This is a genomic window from Streptomyces sp. NPDC006368, assembly GCF_040612535.1.
Classification (GTDB): Bacteria; Actinomycetota; Actinomycetes; order Streptomycetales; family Streptomycetaceae; genus Streptomyces.
This window is the reverse complement of the sequence record NZ_JBEXQK010000078.1, coordinates 1-8,373: the sequence shown is the minus strand read 5'-3', so window position 1 is coordinate 8,373 and position 8,373 is coordinate 1. Positions and strand designations below refer to the sequence as shown.

The window sequence follows — 8,373 nt, the reverse complement described above, 5'->3', positions numbered from 1 at the left end:
CATCCTGCGGGAGGACCGCGCGAAGGACCTTCAGGCCCTGAGCCACGACTTCCCGGCCGATGCCGTCACCGGGGATCACTGCGAGATTGATGCTGTCGGACACGTCCGACCTCCTTGTTGAGGCCCATCGAAGGGGGAGCCACGAAGGAGGGGGCGGGACTCGAGGGCCCCCGACCCCCCTCCCCGTGCGGGCGGTGTCGGTGACGGGGCTACGCCAGGGCCGCGTACCGGGACCGGAGCCGGTTCACTCCGCTGAGCACGGCCTTCAGGGACGCGGTGCTCAGATCGCAGTCGATCGCCGCGCCCCATGTCGTGAGTCCCGCGTACGCGAGCTGTACGTAGGCGGCGACGCGGGTGTCGCTCCCGGCGGTGAGGGCGTGCTGGGTGAAGTCGCGCACGGTGAAGCCGGCGTAGCCGGCGGCGCCGAGGGAGTCGAGCAGCGCGTCGACCGGACCGTTGCCGGACCCCTCGAGCGTGGTGACGTCGTCCTCGATGCGTACGGTGCAGGTGATGTGCAGGCCCTCGCCGTCCTGCGTGCGGACGGGCTCGTACGTGATCAGCTCCACCGGTGTGATCGCCTCGAGGTACTCCCGCCGGAACACGGACCAGATCATTTCCGGCGAGAGTTCGGATCCCTCCACGTCCGCGCGCTCCTGGACCGCGCGGGAGAATTCCGCCTGGAGCGGGCGCGGCAGTTCCAGATTGTGTTCGCTCTTCAGCAGGTACGCGGGACCGGCCTTGCCGGACTGGGAGTTGACCCTGATGACGGCCTCGTAGTCCCGGCCGATGTCCTTCGGGTCGATGGGCAGATAGGGCACCGCCCAGGGAATCCGCGACGGCGTCCTCCCCGCTGCCCCGGCCTTCCGCTCCAGCGCCTCGAAGCCCTTCTTGATCGCGTCCTGGTGGGAGCCGGAGAACGCCGTGTGGACGAGCTCACCCGCGTACGGGTGACGGGCGTGCACCGGCAGCCGGTTGCAGTACTCGACGGTTGCCGCGACCTCGCGCAGATCCGAGTAGTCGATCATCGGGTCGATGCCCTGGGTGAAGAGGTTCAGACCCAGCGTGACCAGGTCGACGTTGCCCGTCCGCTCTCCGTTGCCGAACAGGCAGCCCTCGATGCGCTCGGCACCCGCCATGACGGCCAGCTCGGCCGCCGCCACCGCGGTACCCCGGTCGTTGTGGGGGTGGAGGGAGAGGATGAGTGAGTCCCGGCGCTCCAGGTTCCGGTGCATCCACTCGATCTGGTCGGCGTAGATGTTCGGCGTCGACATCTCCACCGTGGCGGGCAGGTTGAGGATCATCTTGTGGCCGGGGCCCGGGTCCCACACCTGGCTGACGGCGTTACTGATGTCCAGCGCGAAATCCAGCTCGGTCCCGGTGAAGGACTCCGGTGTGTACTCGTACTGGATGTGGGAGCCGCTCAGTTCCTCGGCGAGCTTCACGCACAGCCGGGTGCTGCGCACGGCCAGGTCCTTGATCTGCTCCTGGTCCATGCCGAACACCACCTCCCGCTGCAGGCAGGACGTCGAGTTGTAGAGGTGGACGATGGCCTGGCGGACGCCCCTCAGGGACTCGTAGGTCCGGTGGATGAGCTCCTCGCGGGCGGGCGTGATGACCTGGATGAGGACGTCGTCGGGTATGAGGTCTTCCTTGATCAGCGTCCGGACGAAGTCGAAGTCGGTCTGGCTGGCCGAGGGAAAGCCGACCTCGATCTCCTTGAAGCCCATCCGCACCTGAAGGTCGAACAGCTTGCGCTTGCGTTCCAGGTCCATGGGTACGGCAAGGGCTTGGTTGCCGTCGCGAAGGTCCACCGCGCACCATCGCGGCGCCTCCGTTATCTCCTTCGTGGGCCAGGTCCGGTCCGGGAGGTCGACGGTGGGGTAGCGACTGTACTTCCAGGACGGCATGCCCGATGGCTGCTGGAGGGGCTGAGGAGGAGTGGCGTGGTACACGGACATCCGTATCTCCTTGCACTTTCCGCAGGATGGAGGGGGCTGACGCGACTTCAGCCGGGCGGGACACGGAGCAGCGCACACCGGTCCGCCGTGGGAGGAGGAGGGCGCGGTGGCGGCGGGGACCGCCACCGCCGGTGCCTCAGGACCAGATGCTGAGCGACCCTTCGGCGGTGATCCCCAAGAAGAACGACAGCGTCACCCGTCGGCCTTCGGAGACGTTCGGCCGCACCAGGTGGTAGTTGCGGGGGTCGAAGAGAATCGCGTCGCCGACGGCGGCCTGGACGGAGACGTACGGCTCGTCGGCGACGAGGCTCTCGGCGTAGCCGTAACCGTCCCGGTGCTGCTCGTCGGACGGCTTCCACGTCCTGCGGTAGACCACTGCCTCGCCGCCGACCTCGGGCATGGCGAGGTGGCAGTTGAAGGCGAGCTGGCACACGGGGATGTTGTCGACGACACCGGGGAACTCCCGCACGACCTCGTCGAAGTGCATCTTCGCGCTGGCGTTGATCTCGCGGATCATGCCGGCGAACATCGACCGGCCGCCCGACGTCGCGCGCCTGACCGGGCCGCCCCAGACCTTCTCCAGCTTGCGGGTCGCCTCGTCCAGGGGGTCACCGCCGTGGAGCAGACCGGACCGGGACATGTCGGACTGCTCGGCGTGCTCCCAGTAGGCGGGCGGGAGTACCTCGTGTCCGTAGAAGTCGTACGTGGCCGGTCCCAGCTTGGCGATCCGCGGCTGTACGAGCTGCTCGTCGTAGCTGCCCATGTCGCAGGTTTCGAGGGCCCGCATGATTTCCCGGCACTGCTCCGGCGTGAAGAATTCCCTCACGCGGATGGCACCCAGCGTTCCCGAGGCGAGGCGCGCCATCGCCTCACGCTCGAGGTGGTCGGTCTCGATCGAGTCGAACAGCGTGTAGACAGGGGTGGCCGTGGAGGCGACGTTCTGGTCCTTCAGAGCCGTTGTTGCAGACACGGATGGTCCTCTCATGGATCGATGAAGTTCCGCACATCACCGGGCGCAGCGGGTGGCACCCGGCAAGTCGACGAGACTTCGCGTGCTTGGAATGCGCGGGGCAAGGCCCGGCGCGATTCGTGCCGGAGCGGTCGCGCTCCCGATCACCACAGATCGCAGGGGCGCGCGCCACGTGAAGAGGAGCAAGGGGCGCGGCTTGTCGGCATCGGCGTCCATGGCGCCGGACAGGTGCACTACCGCCCGGCGGAACGCCCTTGTGGGGCTGGACTGAACGAAGTGCCGGCTTGCCGTGCGGTCGTCCCCAAGGATCACACCCGGCGGTAGTTCAGTGAAGAAACAAATGCTTAACCATATCCGCGTGTCCGACTAAGGGTTACAAGCGCGTTGCTCGGTACGCACGGCGGTCGGGCGGAAACCACATATGCCGACGGCACTCCTCGCGGAGGGGTGCTGTTGGGTCTCCACAAACCTTCGGGCCCGAAGCCGTTCCGGAGGGCAGGCCTCCGGGGGCAATCGTCTCGCGGAGTGGTACGGGACGGCTTGCCCCAGCCGCATCCACCCCCGGACCGAGGGCCTTGGGCCCGCATAATCACCCGGTTCCCGGGCGGGACTCCGGTGGGCCGTCGACGGGACAATCCCGCCCCGGAGTGGACAGGCGCATCGGACACACGTCGAGCAGTCCGGCGAAGTATCAGTAACCCCGTATATCCATACGCCAGATTCGGCCAACCTTGATCACTGCTGCGCCCCGACAACCCTGCCGTGCCAACATGACTGTGTGACACATCAACTCGACGTCACGGCGTCGATTCGAGCAGCAGGACGCCGGCGGGACAGGTCAGCGCCACTCCCCCGGCGCCGTCCATGAGACGCCGGGACCGGGCGGTGCTCGGAAACCTGCCGACCGATGAGGCGAGGGTCGCGACGAGGGGGAACCGGAGCAGGCCCATGGCGACGACAATCGCGCTGAGCAGCCGTGCCATCGGAACGAGCGGGGCATCGTCGGGGATGGACGGGGGCATCAGACTCAGGAGGAGAAGGGGCGCCTTCGGATGCGCGGCGTTGGTGACGAAGCCCCGCAGCGGACAGGGGCCCGGCGGGCGGGCGGCTCCGACCCCGGGGGACCTGCCACCCGCGCCGGACTCGTCCCCGCCGTGACGCACAGGCTCCCCGCCCCGCTCCGAGCTCCCGCAGAGGGCCCCGAGCAGGGCCCGCCCGCCGAGGTGGATCACGTACGCCGCTCCCGCGATCCTCATCGTCCGGAAGAGCGCTTCCGAGGCGGCGAACAGGGCGGCGACGCCCGCCGCGGCGAGTCGTGTGTGCGGCGCCAGGCCGCCGGCGGCGCCTGCGGCCAGTCCCGCACGCCGGCCGGTGAGCGCGTTCCGCAGGACGATCGGGAGGTCCGCCCCAGGCATCACGATCCTGCCGGCCGCTATACAGGAGAAAGCGAAGATGTGGCTGCTCATGGTTCCTCAGCGGTGAACTTGCCGGGGCGGTGGCGGTCAATCCCGATCACGCCGTGACAGTCTGCCAGAAGCCGAGATGTAAGCGGTAGTTCAGGTTTATTGGCGAAATGCTAAGGAAACCTTTATGCAGGATCTGACTCGCCTTCTCATTCTCGTCGCCGTCGCGGAGACCGGATCGATCTCCCGGGCGGCGGCCAGACTCGGCTATACGCCGCCCGCGCTCAGCCAGCAGATGGCAAAGCTGGAGCGAGAGGTCCATCTGCCGCTGCTGGTCCGCCACCGGCGCGGCGCACGCCTCACCCCGGCCGGCGAGGTGCTGGTCCGGCACGCCCGCCAGGTTCAGGATGTACTGAGCAGCGCGGAACGAGAACTCGCCCAGCTACGGGAGCTGTCCGGTGGCCGGCTGAGGCTCGGCAGTTTCACCACGGCAGGGATACACCTGCTGCCTCCCGTCCTGGCCGAGCTGCGCAGACAGCACCCGGGGCTCTCCATCTCCCTGCAGGAGTTCGAGCCGCCCGAGGGTCTGGAGCCGCTCGCCCAGGGCCACATCGACCTGCTCCTGACCCACTCCTACGTCTACGGACGAGAACATCCGATGCCGCCGGGGCTCAGCTTCGAGACCCTGCTGGAGGAGGAGCTGCTGCTGGTGGCTGAGCGCGGCCACCCGCTCACGGCGGACCCGCAACCGCTGCACTGGACGGCCCTGGCCGGCATACCGCTGATCAGCGGGCGGCACGGTCTCGCCAACCGGGAGGCGCTGGAGGCGTTGTTCGCCTCGAACGACCTGCCGGCTCCGACGATCGCCTTCGAGACCTCGAACTACTCCGTCGCCTGTGCCCTGGCCGGGGAGGGGATGGGGCTGGCCTGCGTACCGCGCATGGCCGCGGAGGCCAGTCCGGTGCCCATCAGTACCCGTCCGTTCGCCGCGCCCCGGCTGTACCGCATCGTCAACATCGTCTGGCGCACCTCGGACACCTCTCCGCTGCTGCACGCCGCGCGGACCGCGATCCAGACGGCGTTCACCCAGAAGCCTCCGGCCGTCTGGGGGCAGTCATAGCCCGGGGCGCGCCGCTCGCCGGCATCAGTCCGTCAGGTCCCAGTCCGGCGCCATGTCACGGGCGATGCGGATCTCGTCGTTGGAGGCGCCGGGCGGGACCATGGGCCACACCATCTCCTCCCGTTCCACGACGAAGTCCACGACCACGGGCCGATCGTTGACCTCCATGGCCTTCTGGATGGTGGCGTCGAGTTCGTCGGCGCGGTCGCATCGGATACCCAGGCAGCCGTAGCCCTCCGCCAGCGCCGCGTAGTCGGGCACGCCTCGTGCCCCCGCCTCCGTACCGAACTCGCGCTCGCCGTAGTAGAGGCTCTGCAGCTGGCGCACCATGCCGAGGCTGGAATTGTTGATGACCGCGACCTTCACGGGCATGCGGGCGGCAGCGCAGGCCACGAGCGAGCGGCCCGTCATCTGGAAACACCCGTCCCCGTCGATCACCCAGACCGGGGTACCGGGCCGGCCCGTCGCCGCTCCTATGGCTGCCGGCACGGCGTAGCCCATGGTGCCCGCGCCTCCGGAGTTCAGGAACGAGCGGGGCTTTTCGTAGCGGATGAACTGGCCGGCCCACATCTGGTGCTGGCCGACTCCGGCAACGTACACGGCGTCCGGGCCGACGGTGCGGCCGATCCGCTCGATGACCTGTTGCGGCACCAGTGAGCCGTTGTCCGGCGCCCGATAGCCCACGGGGTACGTGTCGCGCCAACGCTCCAGGGTCGACAGCCACGGCCGGTGGCCGGGGCTCTGCGGGCGACCGGTCCGCCGGCCCTCGCGGACGGCGTCGATGAGGCCGGAGAGGACCCGGCGGGCGTCCCCGACGATCCCCACGTCGACGCGCCGATTCTTGCCGATCTCCGCCGGGTCGATGTCGGCGTGCACCACTCTGGCGTGCGGGGCAAAGGTCGCGGGGTCTCCGGTGACCCGGTCGTCGAAGCGGACGCCCAGGCCCATGACGAGGTCGGCTTTCTGCAGAGCGGCGACCGCGGCGACCGAACCGTGCATGCCCGGCATCCCGAAGTGCTGGGGGTGGGAGTCCGGGAAGACGCCGCGCGCCATCAGCGTCGTCACCACGGGTGCACCGGTCAACTCGGCGAAGGTGCGCAACTCCGCCGCGGCGTCGGCTTTGAGCACACCCCCGCCCACATAGAGAACCGGCCGCTGGGACCTGGCCAGGAGCGCCGCCGCCTCACGCAGCGCGCGCCGTTCGGGGGCCAGGGTGGGCTGGAACCCGGGTATGTCGATGTGCTCGGGGTTGCCGGGTTCCGCACTGCGCGCCCGGAGCACTTCCGTCTCGATGTCCAGCAGGACGGGGCCGGGGCGGCCGTGTGAGGCGAGGTGGAAGGCCTGTGCCACCGCGGTCGGGAGCCGGCGGACATCGCTGACGTGGATGGTGTGCTTGGTGATGGGCATCGCGATGCCGCAGGTGTCGACCTGCCAGTCGAACGCGACCGCCACCAGCGGGACGGAGTCCATGTGCGCGTCGAAAAGGGCCGTCACCAGCTCCACGGCGCCGGCCCCCGGGGACGCGACGCAGACCCCCACCCGGCCGGTGGCACTCGCGTACCCGGCCGCGGCATGGCCCGCGTCCTGCCCGTGGGGCAGCGTGACGAACCTGATGGCGTCGCCGCTTCCGGCACCGGCGTCGCTTTCGGCAGCGGCGGCCCGGCCGGGGTCACGCTGTCCGGTGAGCACCAGACCGGCTCCGCGGGGGGTGGTGAAGAGGCTCTCCACGCCCTGTAACCGCAACGAGCGGAGCAGTATCCGGGCGCCCGTCCTGTCTTCCGGCATCTCTCCCTCTCAGTGGCGTGGGGCGTGTTCCGCCGTGTAACCGACCCTGAGACGGCCCGACTTGACTTTGATGGAGCGGATGGCGACGCCGGTGAGGAGGCTGAGGTCGGTGACGTGGGTGCCACCGCAGAACTCCGTCGCAAGACCGTCGATGGTGATCGTCCGCCGCCCCTCCCGCTCACCCGCGGTCACCGCGAGGCCCTCCGACACCGCCTTCTCCAGTTCGACAGTCAGCGCGTCGGCGAGCCGGTCCTTGTCGATCTCGGCTCCGTCCAGTGCGTATTCGATCCGCGCCTGGCCAGGGAAGTGGTTGTTGCCGACATGACGGACGCCCCAGGGCCGCACGAGGGCGTCCACGAGGTGTCCGGCGGTGTGGAGGGCGGCGTGAAGACGGCGCTGCTCGGCGTCGACACGCGAGTGGACCGTCGCCCCTTCCGAGAAATCCGGGCCGGCCTCTCCGTCCCCGGGGCCGAGGGTCAGGAAGACCCATCCGGATTCCCCGTCCTTGACCGGGGACACCGGAATGTTCTCCACCCATCCGCGGTCGTCGGGCTGTCCTCCGCCTTGCGGATGGAAAATATTGTCGGCCAGCGCGATCCGCATCGCCTCCGCGTCGCGTCGCACGCTGACGACCTGCGTCCGGACATCACACGCGTAGGTGTTTTCCAGGTAAAGCTGGCGCTGTTTGGCCACGGTATTTCCTCTTGTCCGCGAGCACACATATGGATCTCATTCAGCTGCGGCTCGCCCAGGTGTCTCGGCGGCAATTCATCGTGGTACTCCGAGGCCGCAGTTCCGCAGAGTATGGCACGCCACTCGACGGAACTGTAGATCACGTTCGTTTACGGGGGAATAAGCGAAGCTACAGGCAGGGGCCCGGTTGCCGGAAGGACCGGCGAGTGCAATTCGGGCCTTGTTAAGTCCGTCGAATGCGATCTAGAGTGCCCACAAGCCGATACCAATGTCTCACATCATGAGACAGATCGGTGAGCACAGCGAGAACCCGGGCGCCGCCGCAGCCCCGGATCACTCAGACTCGCCTGGAGGGAAAGCGATGGGTAGGACTCTCGCGGAGAAGGTCTGGGACGATCATGTCGTCCGGCGCGCCGATGGCGAGCCCGACCTTCTCTTCATCGA

The 8,373-nt window shown here is 68.6% G+C and carries 6 protein-coding genes; 1 reads left to right on the top strand and 5 read right to left on the bottom strand.

The window, feature by feature from the left end; all coding sequences use genetic code 11:
- Positions 1-209 precede the first annotated feature (209 nt).
- The 3 genes from leuA to ABZZ38_RS29840 form a co-directional block, all read right to left on the bottom strand.
- A complete protein-coding gene (gene leuA, locus ABZZ38_RS29850) occupies positions 210-1,958 on the bottom strand; it encodes a 2-isopropylmalate synthase (RefSeq protein ID WP_356745579.1) in 1,749 nt (582 codons plus the stop codon).
- A 136-nt stretch (positions 1,959-2,094) separates the two neighbouring features.
- A complete protein-coding gene (locus tag ABZZ38_RS29845; protein WP_356745577.1) occupies positions 2,095-2,928 on the bottom strand; it encodes a phytanoyl-CoA dioxygenase family protein in 834 nt (277 codons plus the stop codon).
- Between the two features lie 797 nt (positions 2,929-3,725).
- Positions 3,726-4,394, bottom strand: a complete 669-nt coding sequence (locus ABZZ38_RS29840) for a LysE family transporter (protein ID WP_356745575.1) — start codon at positions 4,392-4,394, stop codon at positions 3,726-3,728.
- A gap of 124 nt (positions 4,395-4,518) precedes the next feature.
- Between ABZZ38_RS29840 and ABZZ38_RS29835 the strand changes: the two genes are divergently transcribed.
- Positions 4,519-5,451, top strand: coding sequence for a LysR family transcriptional regulator (locus ABZZ38_RS29835; protein ID WP_356745573.1), 933 nt, complete (start codon positions 4,519-4,521; stop codon positions 5,449-5,451).
- Between the two features lie 24 nt (positions 5,452-5,475).
- Here ABZZ38_RS29835 and ilvB read toward each other — a convergent pair whose 3' ends face one another.
- Both ilvB and ABZZ38_RS29825 read right to left on the bottom strand, forming a co-directional pair.
- A complete protein-coding gene (gene ilvB / locus ABZZ38_RS29830) occupies positions 5,476-7,236 on the bottom strand; it encodes a biosynthetic-type acetolactate synthase large subunit (RefSeq protein WP_356745571.1) in 1,761 nt (586 codons plus the stop codon).
- Between the two features lie 9 nt (positions 7,237-7,245).
- Positions 7,246-7,860, bottom strand: a complete 615-nt coding sequence (locus tag ABZZ38_RS29825) for an alanyl-tRNA synthetase (protein ID WP_356745569.1) — start codon at positions 7,858-7,860, stop codon at positions 7,246-7,248.
- Positions 7,861-8,373 lie beyond the last annotated feature (513 nt).